Origin of the sequence: Pseudomonas sp. yb_9 (assembly GCF_043103635.1) — a bacterium.
GTDB classification, from domain to species: domain Bacteria; phylum Pseudomonadota; class Gammaproteobacteria; order Pseudomonadales; family Pseudomonadaceae; genus Aquipseudomonas; species Aquipseudomonas monteilii.
In genome coordinates this window covers 214,563-237,127 of record NZ_JBICKA010000041.1, presented here as the reverse complement: position 1 = coordinate 237,127, position 22,565 = coordinate 214,563, and the positions used below count along the sequence as shown (strand labels likewise).

Genomic DNA, 22,565 nt, shown 5'->3' with positions numbered 1-22,565 from the left:
GTAGGGCTACAACTCATACCCTTTGGCGGTCAGCAATGGCCAGTACCAAAACTGCTCAGGTGCGGCAACGGTCAGGTACTGGTATAGCGCATATACACCGGTCAACACGCTCATGGCCAATACCGACCAGTACACGTGGCGCAGCTTTTTCTCGGTCGACACCGCCTGTGCCCAAATGGCCACAGCCATGCCGACAAACACCGGCACAGCCAGCGCTCGGAACATGCGCACCGATCCCGCACTCAGGTCGCCAAACAACAGGTACAGGAAAGCGAAGAACAGCACAATCAGCAATGATCGCCCGACTTCGAGGTTAACCATGCCACGCGTAGTGATGCTGGCCAAGGCCCGCAACACCAGCCACATGACCAGCAACAGGCTGATCATTTCGCGCCAGCCGGCAAAAACGCTGCCCAGCCCCAATGTCAGCACGATGTAATCGCTCATGAAGAGCAGACAGAACAGCACGCCGATAAAGATCTTGATCACACTCACCCTCGCGCTCTGGCAAACCTGGCCAGCCGCAACAGCGTGACCTTGATCAGGATCTTGATGCGCGGCACCCAGGCGTAGGAAAGCAGCGCTCGCAACGCCAGGTTTGTGTCCGTACGGCACAGGGCGTCGAAGACATCCGCAGGGACCATGCTAGTGGCCTTACCTGTCGGTTTCATGAAATCGAGGTTGCCCGACCACGGCAGCATGGCCGCCAGCTGGTTTTCGCTGTATTCACCCCGTTCGATGCAAGCCAGGTACCTCGCCTTCACCGCTTCTACCGAGTTCACCTGGTGCACGGCCTCGACCACCGATGCACTGGGCTGCGGCTGCTCGATGCTGGCCAGCAACTGCTCTACGCTGGCCACCTTCAGGCTGTCGGCGGGGGAATAGCCCTGGATCGGCGCAACCAGCCCGACACAACGTCGGCCCTTGAGCAATTGCTCGGCGAACGCCGTGCCGCCGGGTATAGGGTAGCTGTCCAGGTAGAAGTCAGCTTTCTCGGCGAAGGCCAGGTAATCCTTGTAAGGCAAGTGCCGGCGGATGAAAAAGCGCGTGGGGTAACGCAGTTTCACTGTCCACCACCAGGTGTTGGTCAGCGGGTTGGCACCAATGATCCAGCATTCGGCGTTCGGAAACCTGTCGAGAATAGCCGTGATCGACGGGCGCATGTCCAGGCCGCCATGGGGTTTGTACTTGGCAGCAGAGGCTGCGCTGAACACCTTGATTCGCTCATGCGTGGGCACAGCATCCGGTACTTTTGCACCGCTGGTCTCGATCGGGATCGCCAGAAAGCTCTTCTGGCAGGTGAGGTGCTTTTTCTTGTCCAGATGGTGCCCGTAGGCGCTGATCTCGAAATACACATCGGCCACCGAAGCGCCGAAGCTGAAGACGTGGTCTGCGTGGTTGACGAAGTACACCGTCACCCCAGCGCTACGCTGCAGTTTCAGCAGGCCACACGCTACAGTGGTGATGATGTCGTCCGGGTGGATGTGCAGCACCACCCTGTCGTATTGGGCCAGGGTGTCGACGATGGATTGCAGACGGGCACACGGGTCATCGCCACGCGCCTGTTCAATATGGGCAAAAAAGCCGGCCAGCCGTTCGAGCACCTGGGGTTTGGCGCTGCGTGTAACCAACAGGTCCACAGGCCCCTCGTGCATGTGCGCCAGGCGCTCCATCAGCCGGGTGTGCCCGCCTTGCAGGTAGGGCTCGCTGACCACGTGCAGGCAGCCCCGCGATAGGCCATTGGTGGCCGGCACCGTGACCAGGCTGGCGCACTGCGCGGTCAGGTGGCGCTCCAGTGACGCTGCCTCGTAGATGTTCAAGTCCACGGCCCAGAGCAGCGCACCATAAACTTGCGCCTGAGCCAATGCCGGCCCGGGTGCGGCGTTCAGTATGCGTGCCTGCAGCTGCTCCACCACTTGTTTCATTGCTCAGCTCCGTGCCGAATCAGCGACAATCGACGGCAACCGGCGAAAGACCGCGAAATACATGACGATCGCGTACAACAGGTAGTTGACGGCGTAGGCAAGTGTGACCTTGTCATAACCCCAGAGTTGCGTGAGGTACACCGTCAAGGCGTAAAGCGAGAGCGTAGCGAGGATTTCCGTCACAAGGTACAGCCGCGTCAATGCCTTGCCCAGCATCAGGTAGGCCATCAGCCAACTGGCAATCTTCAGGCTGTCGCCCACCATCTGCCAGGCGAACAGTTCGCGCATTGGCAGAAACGAATCGGAAAACAGCACCTGGATGATGAAGTCGCGCAGCAAATAGATAACCAACCCAGCCAGGATGGTCATGGGCAGGATCAGTTTGTAGCCCTGCAAAATCTCCTTGCGCAGCTCGCCGGCATCCTTGATTTCGGACAACCGTGGCAGGTAATAAACCGCCAGGGTGGTGGTAATCAGCATCAGGTATGCCGAGCTCAGTCGCCACATGGCTTCCCAATAGCCCGCTTGCGCCCAGCCGAAGGTGTTACCCAGGTAGTCGCGCAGGAACACATGGCACACCGGCAGGGAGCAGGCCGTGACCACGGCCATCAACGCAAATCTCGACAACCGCGCCAACGCCTGGCGATCCAGCCGTCCAAAGAAATCGGCAAGCTGGAACCACGGCGTACGCATGCAGATCAGCAAGGTAGCCACGAAACTCAGCGACTGGTACACCGCCAAGGCCACCAGCGCACCGTACAACCCAAGCTGAATGGTCAGTACACAGGTGACTACCAGCGAAATCAGGCTACCGAAGATATTGGCCAGTACATAACGCGGCACATCCTTCTTGCCGTTGAGCACGCCAAGCAACAACGAGTTGAAGGCAAAAAACACCAGCGTGGCGGCAAACCACAGCAGCACGGTCGCCAGCGATTCATCGTTGAAGAACCAACCGGCCAGGGGCTTGCGCAGCACGATGATCAGCACCGCAAGCAGCAGCGAAACCAGTACCGACAGTGTACCGGCGGTTCTCCAAACCTTGCGTTGCTCTTCGGGCTGTTCGGCGAACTCCGCCGTGTATTTGGTTACGCCAGTGCTGACGGCACCGCTGGCCAAGGTGGTGAACATGGTCACCGCATTCTGCAGTTGGCCAATGGCCGCGTAACCGGCTGGCCCTACGTACAGGGCCAGCACTTTGTTCAGGCCAAGCAGGGTGGCCATCTTCACCGCAACCGCTATCGCATTGAGCAGGCTAGTTCTGATAAGGGTCATACCCAGCACTCAAGGACGCGAAAAGCTGTTGCAAGCGTCAATGACATGCTGGATAGAGTCCACAGTCAGGGTAGGGTCCATGGGCAGGCTCAGTACCTGCTCATGCAACCGTTCGGTCAGCGGTAGCGAAAGGTCGGCCAACTGCGGGTAGGCCTGTTGCCGATGCGGCGGTATCGGGTAATGCACCAGGGTTTGCACTCCCTGTTGTGCCAGGTGCTGCTGCAACTGCTCACGGCACTCGCTGCGCACCACGAACAGGTGCCAGGCGTGCTGGCCGGCGACGCCCGGGTCAGGCAACTGGATGGCCGGGTTGTCGATGCCGGCCAGGTACTGCTGTGCAACCTGCTGGCGCAGGCGGGTCTCGCTGTCCAGGTACGCAAGCTTCACGCTCAACAGCGCCGCCTGTAGCTCGTCCAGACGGCTGTTCACGCCCTGATAAATGTTCATGTATTTCACATGCGAACCGTAGTTACGCAGCGACTTCAGGGTCTCTGCCAGCGCATCGTCGTTGGTGGTGACTGCGCCGGCGTCCCCAAGTGCCCCGAGGTTCTTGCCCGGGTAGAAGCTGAAGCCCGAGGCATCCCCCCAGGCACCCGCCCGCCGCCCGTCCAGCTCGGCACCGTGCGATTGAGCAGAATCTTCCAGCACCAGCAGGTCATGTTGCTTCGCGAACGCGTTGATCGCCGGCATGTCGGCAAGCCGGCCATACAGATGCACCGGCATGATCACGCGGGTGCGTGGAGTCAGTGCTTGTGCAAGGTTGTGCGCCCCCAGGTTGAAGCTGCCTTCATCAGGCTCAACCAGCACGGGCACCAGCTTGTTCTCGGTGATAGCCAGAATGGTGGCAATGTAAGTATTGGCGGGTACCAGCACCTCGTCGCCTTCGGCGATACGCCCCAACTGCTTCCAGGCACGCAAGGTCAGAATCAGCGCGTCCAGGCCGTTGGCTACACCAATGCAGTGTTTTACCCCACAGTAGCTGGCGAACTGGGCTTCGAACTGCTTGAGTTTCTCACCCATGATGTACCAACCCGAGTCGATGACCTCGGTGCAGGCATCGATCAATGCCTGACGGTATTGTGCGTTCACACCTTGCAGATCGAGAAACTTAACCATTGCGGTCTATCACCCTGATAATTTTTGCTGGATTCCCTACGACAACGGCATAAGGCGGGACGTCTTTGGTCACCACTGCCCCTGCCCCCACCATGGCGTACTCGCCAACGACGATGCCTGGCAACAACGTGGCATTGGCGCCAATACTGGCCCCACGTTCCAGGGTAATGCCATTGAACTGCTCCGGGTAAACCTTGGAGCGCGGCATCACGTCGTTGGTAAACGTGGCATTGGGGCCGATGAACACGTCATCGGCAATGCGGGTACCGTCCCACAGGTAAACGCCGGACTTGACCGTCACGTTATCCCCAAGCACCACATCACCTTCAATCAGGGTATGGGCGCAGATGTTGCAATTACGCCCGATTTTCGCACCGTTCATGATCACCACGAATTGCCAGACCCGGGTGCCTTCGCCGATAGCATCGCTTTTCACATCGGCCAGTTGATGAATGCTAGGCATTGGGCTTCAGCTCCGTGAACGTGGTGTAGTCACGAATGTAGTCGCCCTCGTCGTAATGTGCGTCGGCCAACACCAACAGCACGCAGTCGGGGCTGAAATCATGCATTTCGTGCCAGACCATGGGCGGAATCAAAATGCCCTTGTTGAAAGCGTCCAGCCAGTGATCTGTGCGGGTGGTACCGTCATCCATGAGCATCCGGCAACGCCCGGACACGCAGATGGCCAGCTGGTTGAGTGCCTTGTGCGCGTGAAAGCCACGGGAAACCCCTGGCAGCGTCTCGGTAAGGTAGTACACGCGCTGTATGGCGAATGGCACATTGTCCAGGGCTTGAAGGGCCACCAACTGGCCACGGTGATCACCCAGCACCTTGAACAGTTCGATCTGGGCCAGCGCCCCTTCTTCGGCGGAGTTCAGGTGGTGCCGGAACGACGGGGCCTGGTTGTCTTTTTCACTGACGATGAGGCCGTCGCGCATTGGCCAGTCAATGGCCAGGTCTGGGTCATCCCAGTGAATACTGCCTTCGGCGTCCTTGTTGTACACATCCGTGGTTTTGTACAGAAAGTGCGTTTCGTCCTCCAGAGCGATAAAACCGTGCGCGAAGCCTTCGGGAATCCACAGCATACGGTTGTTGCGCTCGGTCAACTCGACCCCTACCCACTGCCCGAATGTTGCCGAGCCTGGGCGGATATCGACAGCGACGTCATAGGCCGCACCGCGCACTACCCTGACCAGCTTGCCCTGCGCATGCGGTGCGCGCTGAAAATGCAGCCCGCGCAACACGCCACGATGGGACATCGAGTGGTTGTCCTGGACGAACGCACGGGGCTTGCTCAAGCCCAGCTCCAGCAGTGCGCCATGAAAGCGGGTTTCATTGAAGGTTTCCGTGAACCACCCGCGATCATCCTCGTACACGGCGGGTTCCACTATGACAACATCAGGAATGTTCGTTTGAACAAGCTTCATCGGTAAACCTTTGGCATGATTTTTTTGTGAGGGCCCGTCGCGCCGCCCCCTTTATTCCTGCAGTTTCACCGTTTACACGGCAAAAGTCTCTCGCTAAATGCGACCTGCGCGTTGCTATTCATTTTTGGGTCAGGCCCGGCGCCTTTGCAAATTCTGCATGGCATATTTCAGGGTTGCAATCAGGCAACCGAGGGCCAACCCAACAATTACACCCAGGGCAATGATCAAGTTCCGCTTGGGTTTAATCGGTACATCAGGCTGCTCTATGGTGCCGTCAAGCTGATAAACACTCACATGGCGCTCCGCCCCTACCATCCCTTGATAAAACTGCTGTTTGGTTTGCACTTCCCTGAGCTCGGGAATGAACGCATCTTCACTTTTACGCTGCTGCAAACTGGCAATTTCAGCGGCCAGCGCCTTGCTACCGCGCATGTAAGTCAGCTCGCCGTCCATTTTGCCAGACAGCGCCCTGGAAACTTCACCGCTTATCAGCGGCGGGTTTTGCAGGCCAATGGCCGTTGCAATCTGCAGCGCCTCTTGTAAGCGGGTGATCTTGTCCTCACGTTGCTGCTGGCCGCTTTCACGCAGGTTGTCGAGTTCCAGTTGCAGTGCATTGGCACGGACCTGAGCCTCCCGGGTGGCATCGTGCAGGACTTCGGCCTTGGCGGCGGCGCCGGCCTTCTCGACATAAGCGGTTGCCCACTGGGACGCCACGGCAGGGTCACGCCCACGGAAGGCGACATAGGCGCGCGGAGGCTCACCCGCCAGTTGTACGACATCAAAAGAGCCATTGAACGCAGCATACAATGCCCCTTGCGCCCCTTGCCCCGCCACTACGGAGGGCATGTAAACTTCTTTAAAGAACTGACGTCGCAGTGTTTCACCGTTCAGATGTTCAACGAAGATGTCAAAAACCTTACGCGACGTGAATGGCTCCAACCCAGTCTGCTGGGTGCGGCCATAGTTGAGATCTGCTATATCACTTGTCGCCGGTGCCGCCAAAAATATTTTGGCCTCATAAACGGGTTTGGCCAACAGCGCATAAGCCAGTGCAACTGCCGTGACGACTACCGTGACCAGAAAGATGAGTAGCTTTTGCCGCCACACCCCTTCCAGAAACTCCAACAGGTCAACTTCTTCACTATTGCAACTGCGGCGCTCAAGGTCATTGCGCATTTCTTGTGTTTTTCCTTGGGTCTGACTGCGTACACGGTTTCTGGCATACCAAAACATCACGAGCGACTGCATCGAACTCGGCAAGGCGCACGCCCTCATGAGGGTAGCGGCATTATGCCAACATCTTACACATCCAGCGCCAGGGTTAGTCGCAGTAGATAAACGCTGCCGGGATTAGTTCCCACCTTGCGTCGGCCAGCTCACCGTTGTCAGACCAAGGGTTCAGGGGACGAAGACCTCCAGACTTTCACCCGCCCGCTCTGCATGCTGCATCAAGGCCTTGTGCAAAGCAGCCTTTGCGCCCCTCTCACCATGCACCAACAGCACCCTGCCAGGCTGCACCTGACCACCCAGCGCAAACTGCACCAAACCTGCCTGATCAGCATGTGCGGAATACCCCGATAGCGTCATGACTTTCGCCCGCAGGTCGTACATTCTTCCGTCCAGATCAATCTGCACGAACCCTTCCGCCCCCTCGCTAGCCTGAATCACCGCCCCCGGCGTGCCCTTGGCCTGATAGCCCACAAACATCACCTCGTGCCGAGGGTCCCCCAGCATGGCCTTGAGATAATTGACGATACGCCCACCCGAGCACATGCCATTACCGGCAATCACGATCGCCGGGCGCCCGGTGCTCTTGAGGTAGTTGACCACCTGCTGGTGGCGGGCATGGGTGTCTACATTGATCAGCTGGCTGAAACCCAGCGGGTCGCGCCCCTCGGCCAGGCGCGCCCTGGCTTCGGCATTCCAGTAGTCGTGTAAGTTTCGATACACGCTGGTGATGCGCTGAGCCAAAGGCGAGTCGAGGATAATGGGCAGTTGCGACCAGTCAATCGGGTCGCCATCGGGGCCCGGGCCGGCGCTACCCAGCAATGCCTTGCGATGAAGTATGCCTTCCAGCTCGTACAGCAGCTCCTGGGTGCGACCCAGGCTGAACGCCGGAATGAGGAGGGTGCCCTTGTCGGCCAAGGCACGATCGATGGCCTCTTCCAGCCGCTGCCTGCGGTCGCCGACATGCGGATGCAGGCGGTCACCATAGGTACTTTCCAGCACCAGCACGTCGGCGCGCTCTGGCGGCTGTAGCGGGCGCAACAAGGGATTGCCACACGCCCCCAGGTCACCAGAAAACACATAGCGGCTACTGGATTGCCCATGCTGCATGTCGCACTCGACATACGCCGAGCCCAGCAGATGGCCCGCGCGCTGCAAGCGAATGCGACAGCCAAGGCCTGGGCGCTCGACCAGCGTGTGCCACTGCTCGAACGGCAGGGGCACGATAAGGTCGCAGACGAATTCGAGGTACCGCGCCACCTGCGCGGGATCACTGCTGACGCTCAGCTTGTAGGCGTCTTCCAGCACCAGCGGTAGCAGCTGTGCGGAAGGCTCACTGCAGAGGATGGGGCCGCGGTAACCGGCGGCCAGCAGCGCAGGGATACGACCAACGTGGTCCAGATGCACATGCGTGATGATCAGGGCCTCGATGCCCTGCACGTCAAAGCCGAGCGGCGCAGCGCCTGCGCCTTGCGCTGCCTCGGCGCCCTGCTCCAGGCCGCAGTCGACCAGCAGGCTGGTAAATGGAGCGAGATGGAGTTGGTGACAAGAGCCAGTAACGCTGCGGGTACCACCGTGATGGGAAAGACTGGGATAGTCCATGCTGCGCACACTCACCTGGGCCAAAAATGAAGTGCGCTATTACTCCACGACGACCAGAGCATGCATAGGTGACGCTTTCCCAAGTGAGCGTAGGAAATTTCCCTAGTTACCGCTCAGTGCCGCCTGCCGGGCAGACGCCCTGATCTTGCGCTTGCTGCGCTGCACGCCGTAGGCACCCAACAATGGCCCGACTGCCAGGCCAATCACCAGCGCGGCCAGCACCAGCACAGCAACCGGCATTGCCGGGGCAGCCCAGCCGAACAGGACCAACGACACGGTTTGCTGGTTTTCCAGCACGAAGAACAGCACCACGGCCGCCAACAGCAGCACGAATACCGCCGCCAGGGCGCGCTTGAGGTTACGCATCAGATTGCTCCTTGAGGGATCAGGTGTGAACCTCATCATGCTCGTCTTCATTGACCCGGTCGCGCAACTCTTTGCCGGGCTTGAAGTGCGGCACGAACTTGCCTTCGAGGCTGACCGACTGACCGGTCTTCGGGTTACGGCCCACGCGTGGGGCACGATAGTGCAGCGAGAAGCTGCCAAAACCGCGGATCTCGATGCGATCGCCGGTAGCAAGGCATTGTGACATCTGCTCAAGCATGGTCTTGATGGCCAGCTCCACGTCCTTGGACGAGAGCAGCCCTTGATGGGTGACAATACGTTCGATCAGCTCCGACTTCGTCATATTTTTCCCTTCGTTATCAAGCAGCTAGATCATTGCTTAACCAGTTTGTAGCACGCCGGGAAGGTTTTGAACAGGGCGGTTCTTGACTTAATAAAAAAATTCAAGATTGAAGTTTTACAAGAATGGTCTAGCCAGCGAGAGCTTTTAGGTGTCCGACGATAGATTTGCATTGGAGCGACAATCGAGCGCCGCGCGGGCGGCGCTTGATCTGCGCAGCACCGCAAATCCCACGCCATCCATTCACATGCTGAAACTCTGATTAACGCCAGCCCCCAGCCACCGCGACTACGCTGCCCCGGCACACACATACTCAAGGATGAACACGATGACCAAACCCCACGGCTGCAGGCTTCGCCATGCCCGATGCTCGGTGCCAGGCAGGCTGTACATGCTGACGACTGTCACACACCTGCGTCAGCCGCTGTTCCACAACCTTCACCATGCCCGCTTAGCTATTCACAATCTACGCCATGCAGATCAGCAGCAACACTGTCGCTCGCTAGCTTGGGTATTGATGCCAGACCACTTGCACTGGTTGATAGAATTGAAAGACGCGACGCTTAGCAAACTGATGCAACGCTTCAAGTGCCAATCCAGCAATGCATTGCGCAAAGCCGGCGTAAAGATGTCACCGATATGGCAAGCAGGTTATTACGACCGCGCTTTGCGCCGAGACGAAGATATTCTCAAGGCGGCAAGGTATATCGTGGCCAACCCGGTCAGGGCGGGATTGGTTACCAAGGTCGGTGATTACCCGCATTGGGATGCGGTTTGGCTTTGAGGGTATGCCGCAGAGAGTGGCTGCGCCTGGGAGATTGAGCACCGCCCGCGCGGCGCATCGCGAGCTGCGCTCGCTCCTACGCTTGTTTCGGGCCAGTAAGGCCTGTGGCAGGCGCGCGCGACCGCCTTGTTTATAAGACGCAATATCGCGCCATACGCCAAGGCGTCCGCGCGTAAATCCCCCAGAAATAATTGGCCCGAAACAAACGTAGGAGCGAGCGCAGCTCGCGATGCGCCGCGCGGGCGGCGCTCGATCTGCGCAACACCGCAAAACCAACGGCGAACACCACAAAACAAAACCAAATCCAAAAAAAAGGGCGACCCGAGGGTCGCCCTTTTTACCGATCAAACAGAACTCAGTTCTGCTTGGCCATTGCTTCGCGCAGCAGCGCAGCCATGGTGGTGTCGGCAGCCGCTTCCGGAGCGTTTTTCAGGCTCTGGATGGCTTCGCGCTCTTCAGCGTCGTCTTTCGATTTGATCGACAGGCTGATAACGCGGGACTTGCGGTCAACGCTGATGATCTTGGCTTCGATCTCTTCGCCTTCCTTCAGAACGTTACGCGCGTCTTCAACGCGGTCACGGCTGATTTCGGAAGCTTTCAGAGTGGCTTCGATGTCGTCGGCCAGGGTGACGATGGCGCCTTTGGCGTCAACTTCTTTCACGATGCCCTTGACGATAGCGCCCTTGTCATTGACAGCAACGAAGTTGGAGAACGGATCGTCTTCCAGCTGCTTGATGCCCAGGGAGATGCGCTCGCGCTCTGGGTCGACCGACAGGATGACGGTTTCCAGCTCGTCGCCCTTCTTGAAACGACGTACGGCTTCTTCGCCGGTTTCGTTCCAGGAGATGTCGGACAGGTGAACCAGGCCGTCGATGCCGCCGTCCAGACCGATGAAGATACCGAAGTCGGTGATCGACTTGATGGTACCGGTGATCTTGTCACCCTTGTTGAACTGGCCGGAGAAGTCTTCCCATGGGTTGGACTTGCACTGCTTGATGCCCAGGGAGATACGACGACGCTCTTCGTCGATGTCCAGAACCATGACTTCCACTTCGTCGCCAACCTGAACGACTTTCGACGGGTGGATGTTCTTGTTGGTCCAGTCCATTTCGGAAACGTGCACCAGGCCTTCAACGCCTTCTTCCAGCTCAGCGAAGCAGCCGTAGTCGGTCAGGTTGGTAACGCGAGCTTGTACACGAGTACCTTCTGGGTAACGGGCAGTGATAGCTACCCACGGATCTTCGCCCATTTGCTTCAGACCCAGCGAAACGCGGTTGCGCTCGCGGTCGAACTTCAGAACGCGTACGTCGACTTCGTCGCCAACGTTAACGATTTCCGATGGGTGCTTGATGCGCTTCCAGGCCATGTCGGTGATGTGCAGCAGGCCGTCGATACCGCCCAGGTCCACGAATGCGCCGTAGTCGGTGAGGTTCTTGACGATACCTTTGACTTGCTGGCCTTCCTGCAGGGTTTCCAGCAGGGCTTCGCGCTCGGCGGAGTTCTCGGCCTCCAGCACGCTGCGACGGGAAACGACAACGTTGTTGCGCTTCTGGTCCAGCTTGATGACCTTGAATTCCAGCTCTTTGCCTTCCAGGTGGGTGGTGTCGCGCACTGGGCGGACATCAACCAGGGAGCCCGGCAGGAACGCACGGATGCCGTTAACGTCGACAGTGAAGCCGCCCTTAACCTTACCGTTGATAACGCCCTTGACCACTTCTTCGGCGGCGAAAGCTGCTTCCAGAACAATCCAGCACTCGGCGCGCTTGGCTTTTTCACGGGACAGTTTGGTTTCGCCAAAGCCGTCTTCGACCGCGTCCAGCGCAACGTGCACTTCGTCACCGACCTTGATGGTCAGCTCGCCAGCTTCGTTGTAGAACTGCTCGAGCGGGATGACGCCCTCGGACTTCAGGCCAGCGTGTACGGTAACCCAGTCGCCGTCGATGTCGACAACGATACCGGTGATGATCGCACCCGGCTGAAGATTGAGGGTTTTCAGGCTTTCTTCAAAGAGTTCTGCAAAGCTTTCGCTCATTTTAATTCCTGTAAATTCGGGCGAAACAAACGCCCCTCGCCACATTCCAGACAATGTGGGTCTGTTTTAAGTAAAGGAAAGCCGGCAGGACGTTGACTGGTGCCCCTGCCTGCTCTCCTGGCTATCAGAGGAGGTCGCGCTGGGCGATCTCGCTCCTGATACGTTGCAACACCTGCTCGATGGACAACTCGGTAGAGTCCAACTGAATGGCATCGACCGCTGGTTTCAGCGGGGCCACTGCACGTTGGGTGTCGCGCTCATCACGCGCACGAATCTCATCCAGCAGACTCGACAGACTAACATCTTCACCCTTGCCCTTCAACTGCAGGTAGCGACGACGTGCACGCTCCTCCGCGCTGGCGGTAAGGAAGACCTTCAACGGCGCGTCGGGGAACACCACGGTACCCATGTCGCGACCGTCGGCGATCAGCCCCGGCGCCTCGCGGAACTCACGCTGACGCACCAGCAATGCATCACGCACCGCCGGCAGCGAAGCCACCATCGACGCACCCGCACCTACCGTTTCGGTACGGATGACGTTGCTGACGTCCTCACCCTCAAGGATGATCTGCTGCAGCTTACCGGGCTCGGCAGCGATGAACTGCACATCCAGATGGGCGGCAAGCTTGGTCAGCAACTCTTCGTTGGTGAGATCGACGCCGTGATTGCTGGCATTGAACGCCAGCAAGCGGTACAACGCGCCCGAGTCCAGCAGCTTCCAGCCCAGATCGCGGGCCAGCAGGCCGGCGACCGTGCCCTTGCCCGAGCCGCTAGGCCCGTCGATGGTGATGACCGGTGCCAGCGAATTCACGACTTGCCCTCTTCCGCCACGCGGATACCCACTTCGGCACACAGCGCCAGGAAGTTGGGGAACGAGGTGGCGACGTTGGCGCAGTCATGGATGCGGATGGGCGCGCTGGCGCGCAGCGAGGCCACGCTGAAAGCCATGGCAATGCGGTGGTCACCGTGGCCATGCACTTCGCCACCGCCCAACTGGCCACCGTCGATGATGATGCCGTCCGGGGTCGGTTCACACTGGATGCCCAAGGTGATCAGGCCGTCAGCCATCACCTGGATACGGTCGGATTCCTTCACCCGCAGCTCTTCGGCGCCACGCAGCACGGTACGTCCTTCGGCGCAGGCGGCGGCCACGAACAGCACCGGGAACTCGTCGATGGCCAGCGGTACCAGTTCTTCCGGGATATCAATACCCTTGAGTTTGGCGCCACGCACACGCAGATCAGCCACCGGCTCGCCGCCGACTTCACGCTGGTTTTCCAGGGTAATGTCGCCGCCCATCAGGCGCAGGATGTCGATCACGCCGGTACGGGTCGGGTTGATGCCCACGTGCTCCAGCACCAGTTCGGAGCCTTCAGCGATCGAAGCTGCCACCAGGAAGAACGCTGCCGAGGAAATGTCGGCCGGCACTTCGATGCGGGTAGCGGTGAGTTTGCCACCGGACTGCAGCGAGGCAACCGGGCCGTTCGACTCGACCGCATAGCCAAAGCCGCGCAGCATCCGCTCGGTGTGGTCACGGGTTGGCGCAGGTTCGGTGACGGTGGTCTTGCCTTCGGCGTACAGGCCGGCCAGCAACAGGCACGATTTGACCTGGGCGCTGGCCATCGGCAGCGTGTAGGTCAATGCCTTGAGCTTGCTGCCGCCGCGAATGGTCAGCGGTGGGCGGCCTTCCGGACCTGTCTCGACCACCGCACCCATTTCGCGCAGCGGGTTGGCCACACGGTTCATCGGGCGCTTGGACAGCGAAGCGTCGCCTGTCATGGTGACGTCGAACGGCTGACCGGCCAGCAGGCCCGACAGCAGGCGCATCGAAGTGCCGGAGTTGCCTACATACAGTGGCCCGGGTGGTGGCTTGAGGCCGTGCAGGCCAACGCCGTGAATGGTCACGCGACCGTGGTTGGGGCCCTCGATGACCACACCCATGTCACGGAATGCCTGCAGGGTCGCCAGCGCGTCTTCACCTTCGAGGAAGCCTTCGACTTCGGTGGTGCCTTCGGCCAGCGAGCCGAGCATGATCGAGCGATGGGAAATCGACTTGTCGCCCGGTACGCGAATACGCCCGTTCAGGCGGCCACCCGGTTGGGCCAGGAAAATCAGATCGTTGGCGTTCATAGCGTCCACATAGGCCCGGCGGGCCAGGATTTTACTGAAATGCTCGCGGGCAACCCGTGCGCGGGTGAATACACCCAGCAGCTGGTGCCCGTCCCCTTCAGCGATCGCGTCGCGCAAGGCGTCGAGATCGCTGCGATATGTATCTAGCGTGCGCAGGACAGCGTCGCGGTTGGCGAGAAAGATGTCGTGCCACATGGTCGGGTCGCTGCCAGCGATTCTTGTGAAATCGCGGAAACCTCCCGCAGCGTACCGGAAGATCTCGAGGTTTTCATTGCGTTTGGCCAACGAGTCGACCAGGCCAAAGGCCAGCAGGTGCGGCAAGTGACTGGTGGCTGCCAGCACTTCATCATGGCGCTCGACCGACATGTGCTCCACATCGGCATCCAGCGCACGCCACAGGCGATCCACCAGGGCCAGTGCGGCCGGGTCGGTTTCAGCCAACGGCGTGAGGATGACCTTGTGGCGGCGGAACAGGGCAGCGTTGGAGGCCTCTACCCCGCTCTGCTCGGAACCGGCGATGGGGTGGCCGGGGACGAAGCGCGGCAGACGCTCACCGAAAACGGCACGCGCTTCACGGACGACGTTGCCCTTGGCGCTACCGACATCGGTGATGATCGCGTCACCCAGGTCGAGCTGGGCCAGGCGGGCCAGGACTTTCTCCATGGCCAGGATCGGTACGGCCAGCATGATGACATCGGCACCGACACAGGCGACTGCAAGGTCCTCTTCGCAGCGGTCGACAACACCCAAGGCAACGGCTTGCTTGCGTGAGGGGGCGTCCAGGTCGACACCGACCACTTCGCGGCACAGGCCGCTTTCACGCAGGCCCTTGGCGAAAGAGCCGCCGATCAGGCCGAGACCGACCACGACCAGGCGGTTGATGATGGGTGCGGGTTTGGTTTTTGCTGCATTTACCACTGGTGCGAACCCTGTTCAAAAATCTAGACAGCCTTTAAGACCGTAGGGGGCTGCTTTGCAGCCCAATCGCAACCTTTGGTCGCTCCTACCAGCCTACGCGCCCCCTGTAGGAGCGACCGAAGGTCGCGATGGGGCGCAAAGCGCCCCCAACAACCTCAAATCACAGCACCGCCTTCGGATAAGACCCCAGCACCTTCAGCGCCACAGCCTCCTGGCTGATCTGCTCCAGCACCGCCTTGATCAGCGGGTCGCGGTGGTGGCCAACGAAGTCGATGAAGAACACGTAGGTCCACTTGCCGCTGCGCGACGGGCGGGTCTCGATGCGGGTCAGGTCGATGCCATTCTGGTGGAACGGCACCAGCAGCTCGTGCAAGGCACCGGGCTTGTTGCTCATCGAAACGATGATCGAAGTCTTGTCGTCGCCGGTCGGCGGCACTTCCTGGTTACCGATCATCAGGAAGCGCGTGGAGTTGTCCGGGCGGTCTTCGATCTTCTCGGCCAGGCGAGTCAGACCATACAGGTTGGCCGCCATATCACCGGCGATCGCCGCCGAATTCCACTCACCCTTGACGCGTTTGGCGGCCTCGGCATTGCTCGAAACAGCGACGCGTTCCACGTTCGGGTAGTGCGCGTCCAGCCACTTGCGGCACTGGGCCAACGACTGAGCATGGGAGTAGATACGGGTGATGCTGTCGGTCTTGGTATTTTCGCCCACCAGCAGGTGGTGGTGAATACGCAGCTCGACCTCGCCGCAAATCACCATGTCGTGCTCGAGGAAGCTGTCCAGGGTATGGCTGACAGCGCCTTCGGTGGAGTTTTCCACCGGCACCACGCCAAAGTTGACAGCACCGGCCGCCACTTCACGGAACACTTCGTCGATGGCCGCCATCGGGCGGCTGATCACCGCGTGGCCAAAGTGCTTCATGGCCGCCGCCTGGGTGAAAGTACCCTCAGGGCCGAGGTAAGCGATTTTCAGCGGTTCTTCCAGGGCCAGGCACGACGACATGATTTCGCGGAACAGCCGCGCCATCTCTTCGTTGCCCAGCGGGCCTTTGTTGCGCTCCATCACGCGTTTGAGCACCGCCGCCTCACGCTCTGGGCGGTAGAACACCGGCTTCTCGCCTTCTTTCAGCGAGGCAGTCTTGACCCGGGCCACTTCTTCGGCGCAACGGGCGCGGTCGCTGATCAGCTCGAGGATTTTCTCGTCGAGGCTGTCGATGCGTACGCGCAGCGCCTTGAGCTCCTGTTCGGACATCAGCCGTGCTCCTTCTCGAATTCAGCCATATAGCCCACCAGTGCTTCCACTGCTTCCAGGCCCAGGGCGTTGTAGATGGAAGCGCGCATGCCGCCCACCGAACGGTGGCCCTTGAGGTTGAGCAGGCCACGGGCATCGGCACCGGCGAGGAAGGCCTTGTCCAGGCGCTCGTCAGCCAGGCGGAACGGCACGTTCATCCACGAACGAGCGTTGTGGCTGATCGGGTTGGTGTAGAAGTTGCTGCTGTCGATGAAGCCGTACAGACGCTCTTTCTTGGCGCGGTTGCGCTGTTCCATGGCGTCAACGCCACCCTGCTCTTTCAGCCACTCGAAGACCAGGCCCGAGAGGTACCAGGAGTAGGTGGCCGGGGTGTTGTACATCGAACCGTTGTCGGCCGAGACCTTGTAGTCGAGCATGGTCGGGCAGCTGCTGCGGGCGTGGCCCAGCAGGTCTTCGCGCACGATGACCACTACCAGGCCGCTTGGGCCGATGTTTTTCTGCGCACCGGCGTAGATCAGGCCGTACTGCGACACGTCGATGGGGCGCGAGAGGATGTCGGAGGACATGTCGACCACCAACGGCACATCACCGGTTTCTGGCACCCAGTCAAACTGCAGGCCACCGATGGTCTCGTTGGATGCATAGTGCACGTAGGCGGCGTTTTTGGTCAGGCTCCACTCGTTTTGGCCCGGGATCGCCAGGTAGTCGTAAGGCTTGGCGCTGGCGGCGACGTTCACATTGCCGAAGCGGCGCGCTTCCTCGATGGCTTTTTTCGACCAGATGCCGGTTTCGATGTAGTCGGCAGTGCCGTTTTCCGGCAACAGGTTCAGCGGGATTTCAGCGAACTGCTGGCTGGCACCACCCTGCAGGAACAGCACCTTGTAGTTGGAGGGGACGGACAGCAGGTCACGCAGGTCCTGCTCGGCCTTTTCAGCGATGGCCACGTAGTCGTCGCTGCGATGGCTCATTTCCATCACCGACAAGCCCTTGCCGTTCCAGTCCAGCATTTCGGCCTGGGCGCGCTGCAGGACAGCGTCAGGAAGCGCGGCAGGGCCTGCGCAGAAGTTAAAGGCTCGTTTGCTCACATCCACTCTCGCTCTAATAGATCTAAACAGCTAGTTCTGCGGGAACCCTGTGGGAGCGAGCTTGCCCGCGAACACCGGCGAAGCCGGTGCCATACACCGCGGCGCCTCGTTCGCGGCCAAGCCCGCTCCCACAGGGCCAGGCAATGCCCGGCCTATTCAGTCAAACGGGGCGACCTTGGTCGCCCCGTTCGGGTTTACGCTTGCTTACTCCTGCGGGGCCTCTTCGGCGCCAGCAGCTTCTTCGTTGTCTGGCGCCTCGGCCTCGACGCCCTCTTCGTCCGTCTCGATCACATCGTCGAGTTCGTCCTCGGAAGGCTCCTGGATACGCTCCAGGCCCACCAGCGTCTCGTCGGCAGCCAGCTTGATCAAGGTCACGCCCTGGGTGTTACGACCCAGGCTGGACACTTCACCCACCCGTGTACGCACCAGCGTACCCTGGTCGGAGATCAGCATGATCTCTTCGCCTTCCTGCACCTGGATGGCGCCGATCAGCAGACCGTTGCGCCCTTTGGTACCCATGGCGATCACACCTTGGCCACCGCGGCCGCGACGCGGGAACTTGGACAGCGGGGTGCGTTTGCCGAAGCCACGCTCGGAGGCAGTCAGGATCTGTGCACCCGATTCCGGGATCAGCATGGAAATGATCCGCTGCCCCTTGCCCAGCTTCATGCCACGTACGCCACGGGCGTTACGGCCCATTTCGCGCACCACGCTTTCAGCGAAGCGGATCACCTTGCCGGCATCGGAGAACATCATGACTTCCTTGGCGCCGTCAGTAATGGCTGCAGCGATCAGGGTGTCACCTTCTTTCAGCTTGAGGGCAATCAGGCCGTTGGAGCGCGGACGGGCGAACTGCACCAGCGGCGTCTTCTTCACGGTACCCGAAGCGGTGGCCATGAAGATGTAGGCGCCAGTCGGCTCGGCCACCCACTCAGGGGTGTCGCCGTCTTCTTCGTCGACTTCCTCGGCCTCGACCACTTCGCCTTCGAGCACGGCGTCTTCCGCCTCGTCCAGCTCTTCTTCGGCGCCAGCGCTCTGCTGCAGGGCCTCGAGGTCGATCTGCAGCATGGCGGTGATGCGCTCACCCTCCTCCAGCGGCAGCAGGTTGACCAGCGGGCGACCACGGGCAGCGCGGGACGCTTCAGGGATGTCGTAGGTTTTCAGCCAGTACACCTTGCCCTTGCTGGAGAACAGCAACAAGGTAGCGTGGCTGTTGGCGACCAGCAGGTGCTCGATGTAGTCCTCGTCCTTCACCCCGGTGGCCGACTTGCCTTTGCCGCCACGGCGCTGGGCCTGGTAGGCGGACAGCGGCTGGGTCTTGGCGTAGCCGCCGTGGGAGATGGTGACCACACGCTCCTCTTCCGGGATCATGTCGCCGTAGTTGAGGTCATGCCGCGCATCGAGAATTTCGGTACGTCGGGCATCACCGTACTCGGCACGGATGGCTTCCAGCTCTTCGCGGATCACTTCCATCAGGCGCTCGGCGCTGCTGAGGATGCGGATCAGCTCGCCGATCTGCTCGAGGATTTCCTGGTACTCGGCCAGCAGCTTCTCGTGCTCCAGGCCGGTCAGGCGGTGCAGGCGCAGGTCGAGAATGGCCTGGGCCTGCTCCGGCGACAGGAAGTACTTGCCGTCATGCAGGCCGTATTGCTCTGGCAGGTCTTCAGGGCGGCAGGAATCGGCGCCGGCGCGCTCGACCATGACCTGCACGGCACTGGATTCCCACGGCGTCGAAACCAGGGCTTCCTTGGCTTCGGACGGTGTCGGCGAGGCCTTGATCAGGGCGATGACCGGGTCGATGTTGGACAGCGCAACCGCCTGGCCTTCAAGGATGTGGCCGCGTTCGCGGGCCTTGCGCAGCTCGAACACGGTGCGGCGGGTCACCACTTCACGGCGGTGACGGACGAACGCTTCGAGCAGGTCCTTGAGGTTGAGCAGGCGCGGACGGCCGTCGACCAAGGCCACCACGTTGATACCGAACACACTCTGCAGCTGGGTTTGCTGATAGAGGTTGTTCAGCACCACCTCCGGCACCTCGCCGCGACGCAGCTCGATGACGATGCGCATGCCGTCCTTGTCGGACTCGTCGCGCAGTTCAGTGATGCCTTCGATCTTCTTCTCTTTTACCAGCTCGGCGATCTTTTCGATCAGGCGCGCCTTGTTCAGCTGGTACGGCAACTCGGTCACGACGATCTGCTGGCGGCCGCCGACCTTGTCGATGTCTTCGATTTCGGAACGGGCACGCATGTAGATGCGGCCACGGCCGGTACGATAGGCCTCGATAATGCCCTGGCGACCATTGATGATGCCGGCAGTCGGAAAGTCCGGGCCCGGGATGTGCTGCATCAGCTCATCGATGGTGACTTCCGGGTTGTCGATCAGCGCCAGGCAGCCGTCGATGACTTCACCGAGGTTGTGCGGCGGGATGTTGGTCGCCATGCCCACGGCGATACCGCTGGAACCGTTGACCAGCAGGTTGGGAATACGGGTCGGCATGACCGCCGGGATCTGCTCGGTGCCGTCGTAGTTGGGCACCCAGTCGACGGTTTCCTTGTGCAGGTCGGCCAGCAGCTCGTGGGCCAGCTTGGTCATGCGCACTTCGGTGTATCGCATGGCTGCGGCGTTGTCGCCGTCCACCGAACCGAAGTTGCCCTGGCCGTCGACCAGCAGGTAGCGCAGCGAGAACGGCTGGGCCATACGCACGATGGTGTCGTAGACCGCAGTGTCGCCGTGCGGGTGATACTTACCGATCACGTCACCGACCACACGGGCGGATTTCTTGTACGGCTTGTTCCAGTCGTTGCCCAGTTCGCTCATCGCATAGAGAACGCGACGATGCACGGGCTTCAAGCCGTCACGCGCATCGGGCAGCGCTCGCCCGACAATCACGCTCATCGCGTAGTCGAGGTAAGACTGTCTCAGTTCGTCTTCGATATTGACCGGGAGGATTTCTTTGGCCAGTTCGCCCATGAGAAGCCTGATTCCTTTTTCTGGTGAAACTTCGCAGCTCCATCAAGGGCCGAACGAAGCTCGCCGCCGCAGCGCATAAGGGTGCGACGACTTACGACAAATCAATGAGTTGTGCCATGGATCTGCGCAATGAAGGCCGCCGTGATGGGCGGTCTTGGAAACTGCCGGATGTTATCACAAAGGCGGGGGCGGTGGGGAGATGTGGCACGGGTGTGCTTGCCGTGAATCTTGTGCCGCCCTACGCCCTCAGTGCAACCGCTTGCGGCACATCAACTGCGCCAGTTTGGCGGTATCCGGGCGTTCGACAATGCCTCGCTCGGTTACGATCACGTCGATCAGGTCGGCCGGGGTCACGTCGAACACCGGGTTGAACACCTCCACATCCGGCGCCACCCGGGTACCGGCAATGTCCAGCAGTTCGTCGGCCGCGCGCTCTTCCAGCGGAATATCCTCGCCAGTGGCCAGGTTCAGGTCGATGCTGGTACTCGGCGCCACCACCATGAAGCGCACACCGTGGTGCATGGCGCTGACCGCCAGCTGGTAGGTGCCAATCTTGCCGGCCACGTCGCCATTGGCAGCGATGCAGTCCGCGCCCACCACCACCCAGGTGATGCCTTTGGTCTTCATCAGGTGGGCGAGCGCCGAGTCGGCGCACAGGGTGACCGGGATGCCTTCGTTGGCCAGCTCCCAGGCGGTCAGGCGTGAGCCTTGCAGCCAGGGGCGGGTTTCGCCGGCATACACCCGCTCGACCATGCCTTCGAGGTAGCCGGCGCGGATCACCCCCAACGCGGTACCAAAGCCGCCGCTGGCCAGCGCACCCGCATTGCCGTAGGTGAGCAGGGTCTGGGCATTGCCCTGGTGACGACGGATCAGTTCGATGCCTTGCTGAGCCATGGTCAGGTTGGCTTCACGGTCGCTTTCATGGATGGCCACGGCTTCGGCCTCCAGCGCTGCCAGCACGTCTTCATCCGGGCGCAGGCGCTGCAGGCGCTCGCGCATGCGGTTCAGCGCCCAGAACAGGTTGGCTGCGGTGGGACGCGCCTCGGCGAGGCAGAGGAAGTCCTCTTCAAGGTCCATTTCCCAATCGCCACCTTCGGCCAGCCGCTCTTCAAGGGCCAGCACCAGGCCGTAAGCGGCGGCAATGCCGATGGCCGAAGCGCCGCGTACTGCCATGTCACGGATCGCCGCCGCCACCTGCGCGACATTGTCGCAGGCCAGCCAGCGTTCATCCGAGGGCAGCAGGCGCTGGTCGAGCAGGTGCAGGACGCCGCCCTGCCAGCGGATCCCGGTCACCTTCTCCGCCGCCAAAAGTCGCTCGCGCATCGCCTCTCCCCGTCGTTCGGATATCAAAAGCCGGCGATTATAGCGACCCTCGGGGCCGAGCGCTCGGGTATACTCCGGCGCAATTTTGCGAAGTTTCAGAGGACTGTTCAATGAGCAACGTCGACCGCGCCGAAATCGCCAAGTTCGAAGCGCTGGCCCACCGCTGGTGGGACCGCGAAAGCGAGTTCAAGCCGCTGCACGAAATCAACCCGCTGCGCGTCAACTGGATCGACGAACGCGCCAGCCTGGCCGGCAAGAAGGTGCTGGACGTCGGCTGCGGCGGCGGCATCCTCAGCGAAGCCATGGCCCTGCGCGGCGCCACGGTGACCGGTATCGACATGGGCGAAGCTCCCTTGGCCGTGGCCCAACTGCACCAGCTGGAGTCCGGCGTGCAGGTGGAATACCGGCAGATCACCGCCGAAGCCCTGGCCGAAGAGATGCCTGAACAGTTCGACGTGGTCACCTGCCTGGAAATGCTCGAGCACGTGCCCGACCCGTCTTCGGTGATTCGCGCCTGCTACCGTATGGTCAAGCCGGGCGGCCAGGTGTTCTTCTCCACCATCAACCGCAACCCCAAGGCCTACCTGCTGGCCATCGTCGGCGCCGAGTACATCCTGAAAATGCTGCCGCGCGGCACCCACGACTTCAAGAAGTTCATCCGCCCATCCGAACTGGGCGCCTGGAGCCGCGCTGCCGGCCTCGAAGTCAAAGACATCATCGGCCTGACCTACAACCCGCTGACCAAGCACTACAAGCTCAACAGCGACGTCGACGTCAACTACATGATCCAGACCCTGCGCGAGGAATGAGC

At 60.7% G+C, this 22,565-nt stretch carries 19 protein-coding genes and 1 pseudogene; 2 read left to right on the top strand and 18 right to left on the bottom strand.

Annotation, left to right across the window (positions count from 1 at the left end):
• Window positions 1–6: 6 nt before the first annotated feature.
• The 11 genes and pseudogenes from ACF8MI_RS10790 to ihfB all read right to left on the bottom strand — a co-directional run bounded on the left by ACF8MI_RS10790 (window position 7) and on the right by ihfB (window position 9,260).
• Entirely contained in the window at window positions 7–489 is a 483-nt protein-coding gene (locus tag ACF8MI_RS10790) for a hypothetical protein (protein ID WP_392517484.1), read from the bottom strand.
• Between the two features lie 2 nt (window positions 490–491).
• Window positions 492–1,925, bottom strand: a complete 1,434-nt coding sequence (locus ACF8MI_RS10785) for a hypothetical protein (RefSeq protein WP_392517483.1) — start codon at window positions 1,923–1,925, stop codon at window positions 492–494.
• Window positions 1,926–1,928: 3 nt separating this feature from the next.
• Window positions 1,929–3,200 (bottom strand): O-antigen translocase, encoded by a 1,272-nt coding sequence (locus ACF8MI_RS10780; RefSeq protein WP_104834156.1) that lies wholly within the window; start codon window positions 3,198–3,200, stop codon window positions 1,929–1,931.
• 9 nt (window positions 3,201–3,209) lie between these two features.
• Entirely contained in the window at window positions 3,210–4,316 is a 1,107-nt protein-coding gene (locus ACF8MI_RS10775; RefSeq protein ID WP_104834155.1) for a DegT/DnrJ/EryC1/StrS aminotransferase family protein, read from the bottom strand.
• Window positions 4,309–4,779 carry an acyltransferase gene (locus tag ACF8MI_RS10770; RefSeq protein WP_104834154.1) on the bottom strand — a complete coding sequence of 157 codons (471 nt, stop codon included), beginning with the start codon at window positions 4,777–4,779 and terminating at the stop codon, window positions 4,309–4,311. The genes ACF8MI_RS10775 and ACF8MI_RS10770 overlap by 8 nt, the downstream gene beginning before the upstream one ends.
• On the bottom strand, window positions 4,772–5,146 hold the full coding sequence (locus tag ACF8MI_RS10765; RefSeq protein WP_392517489.1) for a sugar 3,4-ketoisomerase: 375 nt from the start codon (window positions 5,144–5,146) through the stop codon (window positions 4,772–4,774). The genes ACF8MI_RS10770 and ACF8MI_RS10765 overlap by 8 nt, the downstream gene beginning before the upstream one ends.
• Window positions 5,147–5,203: 57 nt before the next feature.
• A pseudogene (gene rfbC, locus ACF8MI_RS10760) lies at window positions 5,204–5,743 on the bottom strand (dTDP-4-dehydrorhamnose 3,5-epimerase); the annotation flags it as partial.
• Window positions 5,744–5,872: 129 nt separating this feature from the next.
• Window positions 5,873–6,991, bottom strand: coding sequence for a Wzz/FepE/Etk N-terminal domain-containing protein (locus ACF8MI_RS10755; RefSeq protein ID WP_186723386.1), 1,119 nt, complete (start codon window positions 6,989–6,991; stop codon window positions 5,873–5,875).
• Between the two features lie 150 nt (window positions 6,992–7,141).
• A complete protein-coding gene (locus ACF8MI_RS10750) occupies window positions 7,142–8,572 on the bottom strand; it encodes an MBL fold metallo-hydrolase RNA specificity domain-containing protein (RefSeq protein WP_164524947.1) in 1,431 nt (476 codons plus the stop codon).
• Between the two features lie 102 nt (window positions 8,573–8,674).
• On the bottom strand, window positions 8,675–8,938 hold the full coding sequence (locus ACF8MI_RS10745) for a lipopolysaccharide assembly protein LapA domain-containing protein (RefSeq protein WP_016715026.1): 264 nt from the start codon (window positions 8,936–8,938) through the stop codon (window positions 8,675–8,677).
• Between the two features lie 19 nt (window positions 8,939–8,957).
• Window positions 8,958–9,260, bottom strand: a complete 303-nt coding sequence (ihfB, locus tag ACF8MI_RS10740; protein ID WP_016715025.1) for an integration host factor subunit beta — start codon at window positions 9,258–9,260, stop codon at window positions 8,958–8,960.
• Window positions 9,261–9,585: 325 nt separating this feature from the next.
• Here ihfB and ACF8MI_RS10735 point away from each other — a divergent pair, with 325 nt between their 5' ends.
• Window positions 9,586–10,041 (top strand): transposase, encoded by a 456-nt coding sequence (locus ACF8MI_RS10735; RefSeq protein ID WP_060497545.1) that lies wholly within the window; start codon window positions 9,586–9,588, stop codon window positions 10,039–10,041.
• 355 nt (window positions 10,042–10,396) lie between these two features.
• On the opposite strand, the gene rpsA is transcribed toward ACF8MI_RS10735, so the two are convergent.
• From rpsA to mtnA, 7 genes are all read right to left on the bottom strand, one after another.
• Window positions 10,397–12,073 (bottom strand): 30S ribosomal protein S1, encoded by a 1,677-nt coding sequence (gene rpsA / locus ACF8MI_RS10730; RefSeq protein WP_003252673.1) that lies wholly within the window; start codon window positions 12,071–12,073, stop codon window positions 10,397–10,399.
• A 124-nt stretch (window positions 12,074–12,197) separates the two neighbouring features.
• A complete protein-coding gene (gene cmk / locus ACF8MI_RS10725; RefSeq protein WP_060497551.1) occupies window positions 12,198–12,884 on the bottom strand; it encodes a (d)CMP kinase in 687 nt (228 codons plus the stop codon).
• Window positions 12,881–15,088 (bottom strand): bifunctional prephenate dehydrogenase/3-phosphoshikimate 1-carboxyvinyltransferase, encoded by a 2,208-nt coding sequence (locus ACF8MI_RS10720; RefSeq protein ID WP_233458233.1) that lies wholly within the window; start codon window positions 15,086–15,088, stop codon window positions 12,881–12,883. Before ACF8MI_RS10720 ends, cmk begins: the two co-directional genes overlap by 4 nt.
• 193 nt (window positions 15,089–15,281) lie before the next feature.
• Entirely contained in the window at window positions 15,282–16,376 is a 1,095-nt protein-coding gene (pheA, locus tag ACF8MI_RS10715; RefSeq protein WP_016715021.1) for a prephenate dehydratase, read from the bottom strand.
• Window positions 16,376–17,461, bottom strand: coding sequence for a 3-phosphoserine/phosphohydroxythreonine transaminase (serC, locus tag ACF8MI_RS10710; protein ID WP_060497592.1), 1,086 nt, complete (start codon window positions 17,459–17,461; stop codon window positions 16,376–16,378). Before serC ends, pheA begins: the two co-directional genes overlap by 1 nt.
• Window positions 17,462–17,665: 204 nt before the next feature.
• A complete protein-coding gene (gene gyrA, locus ACF8MI_RS10705; protein WP_060497553.1) occupies window positions 17,666–20,431 on the bottom strand; it encodes a DNA gyrase subunit A in 2,766 nt (921 codons plus the stop codon).
• A gap of 246 nt (window positions 20,432–20,677) precedes the next feature.
• Complete coding sequence (mtnA, locus tag ACF8MI_RS10700) at window positions 20,678–21,754, bottom strand: S-methyl-5-thioribose-1-phosphate isomerase (protein WP_104834148.1); 1,077 nt, start codon at window positions 21,752–21,754, stop codon at window positions 20,678–20,680.
• 110 nt (window positions 21,755–21,864) lie between these two features.
• On the opposite strand from mtnA, the gene ubiG reads away from it, so the two are divergent.
• Window positions 21,865–22,563: a bifunctional 2-polyprenyl-6-hydroxyphenol methylase/3-demethylubiquinol 3-O-methyltransferase UbiG gene (gene ubiG, locus ACF8MI_RS10695; protein ID WP_016715017.1), complete on the top strand. Its 699-nt coding sequence runs from the start codon at window positions 21,865–21,867 to the stop codon at window positions 22,561–22,563.
• Window positions 22,564–22,565 lie beyond the last annotated feature (2 nt).

Bases quoted from the DNA above. Each gene is read 5' to 3' on its own strand.
- ACF8MI_RS10785 (WP_392517483.1), bottom strand. From the start codon at position 1,925: ATGAAACAAGTGGTGGAGCAGCTGCAGGCACGCATACTGAACGCCGCA.
- ACF8MI_RS10780 (WP_104834156.1), bottom strand. From the start codon at position 3,200: ATGACCCTTATCAGAACTAGCCTGCTCAATGCGATAGCGGTTGCGGTG.
- ACF8MI_RS10775 (WP_104834155.1), bottom strand. From the start codon at position 4,316: ATGGTTAAGTTTCTCGATCTGCAAGGTGTGAACGCACAATACCGTCAG.
- ACF8MI_RS10770 (WP_104834154.1), bottom strand. From the start codon at position 4,779: ATGCCTAGCATTCATCAACTGGCCGATGTGAAAAGCGATGCTATCGGC.
- ACF8MI_RS10755 (WP_186723386.1), bottom strand. From the start codon at position 6,991: ATGCAGTCGCTCGTGATGTTTTGGTATGCCAGAAACCGTGTACGCAGT.
- ACF8MI_RS10750 (WP_164524947.1), bottom strand. From the start codon at position 8,572: ATGGACTATCCCAGTCTTTCCCATCACGGTGGTACCCGCAGCGTTACT.
- ACF8MI_RS10745 (WP_016715026.1), bottom strand. From the start codon at position 8,938: ATGCGTAACCTCAAGCGCGCCCTGGCGGCGGTATTCGTGCTGCTGTTG.
- ihfB (WP_016715025.1), bottom strand. From the start codon at position 9,260: ATGACGAAGTCGGAGCTGATCGAACGTATTGTCACCCATCAAGGGCTG.
- ACF8MI_RS10735 (WP_060497545.1), top strand. From the start codon at position 9,586: ATGACCAAACCCCACGGCTGCAGGCTTCGCCATGCCCGATGCTCGGTG.
- rpsA (WP_003252673.1), bottom strand. From the start codon at position 12,073: ATGAGCGAAAGCTTTGCAGAACTCTTTGAAGAAAGCCTGAAAACCCTC.
- pheA (WP_016715021.1), bottom strand. From the start codon at position 16,376: ATGTCCGAACAGGAGCTCAAGGCGCTGCGCGTACGCATCGACAGCCTC.
- gyrA (WP_060497553.1), bottom strand. From the start codon at position 20,431: ATGGGCGAACTGGCCAAAGAAATCCTCCCGGTCAATATCGAAGACGAA.
- mtnA (WP_104834148.1), bottom strand. From the start codon at position 21,754: ATGCGCGAGCGACTTTTGGCGGCGGAGAAGGTGACCGGGATCCGCTGG.
- ubiG (WP_016715017.1), top strand. From the start codon at position 21,865: ATGAGCAACGTCGACCGCGCCGAAATCGCCAAGTTCGAAGCGCTGGCC.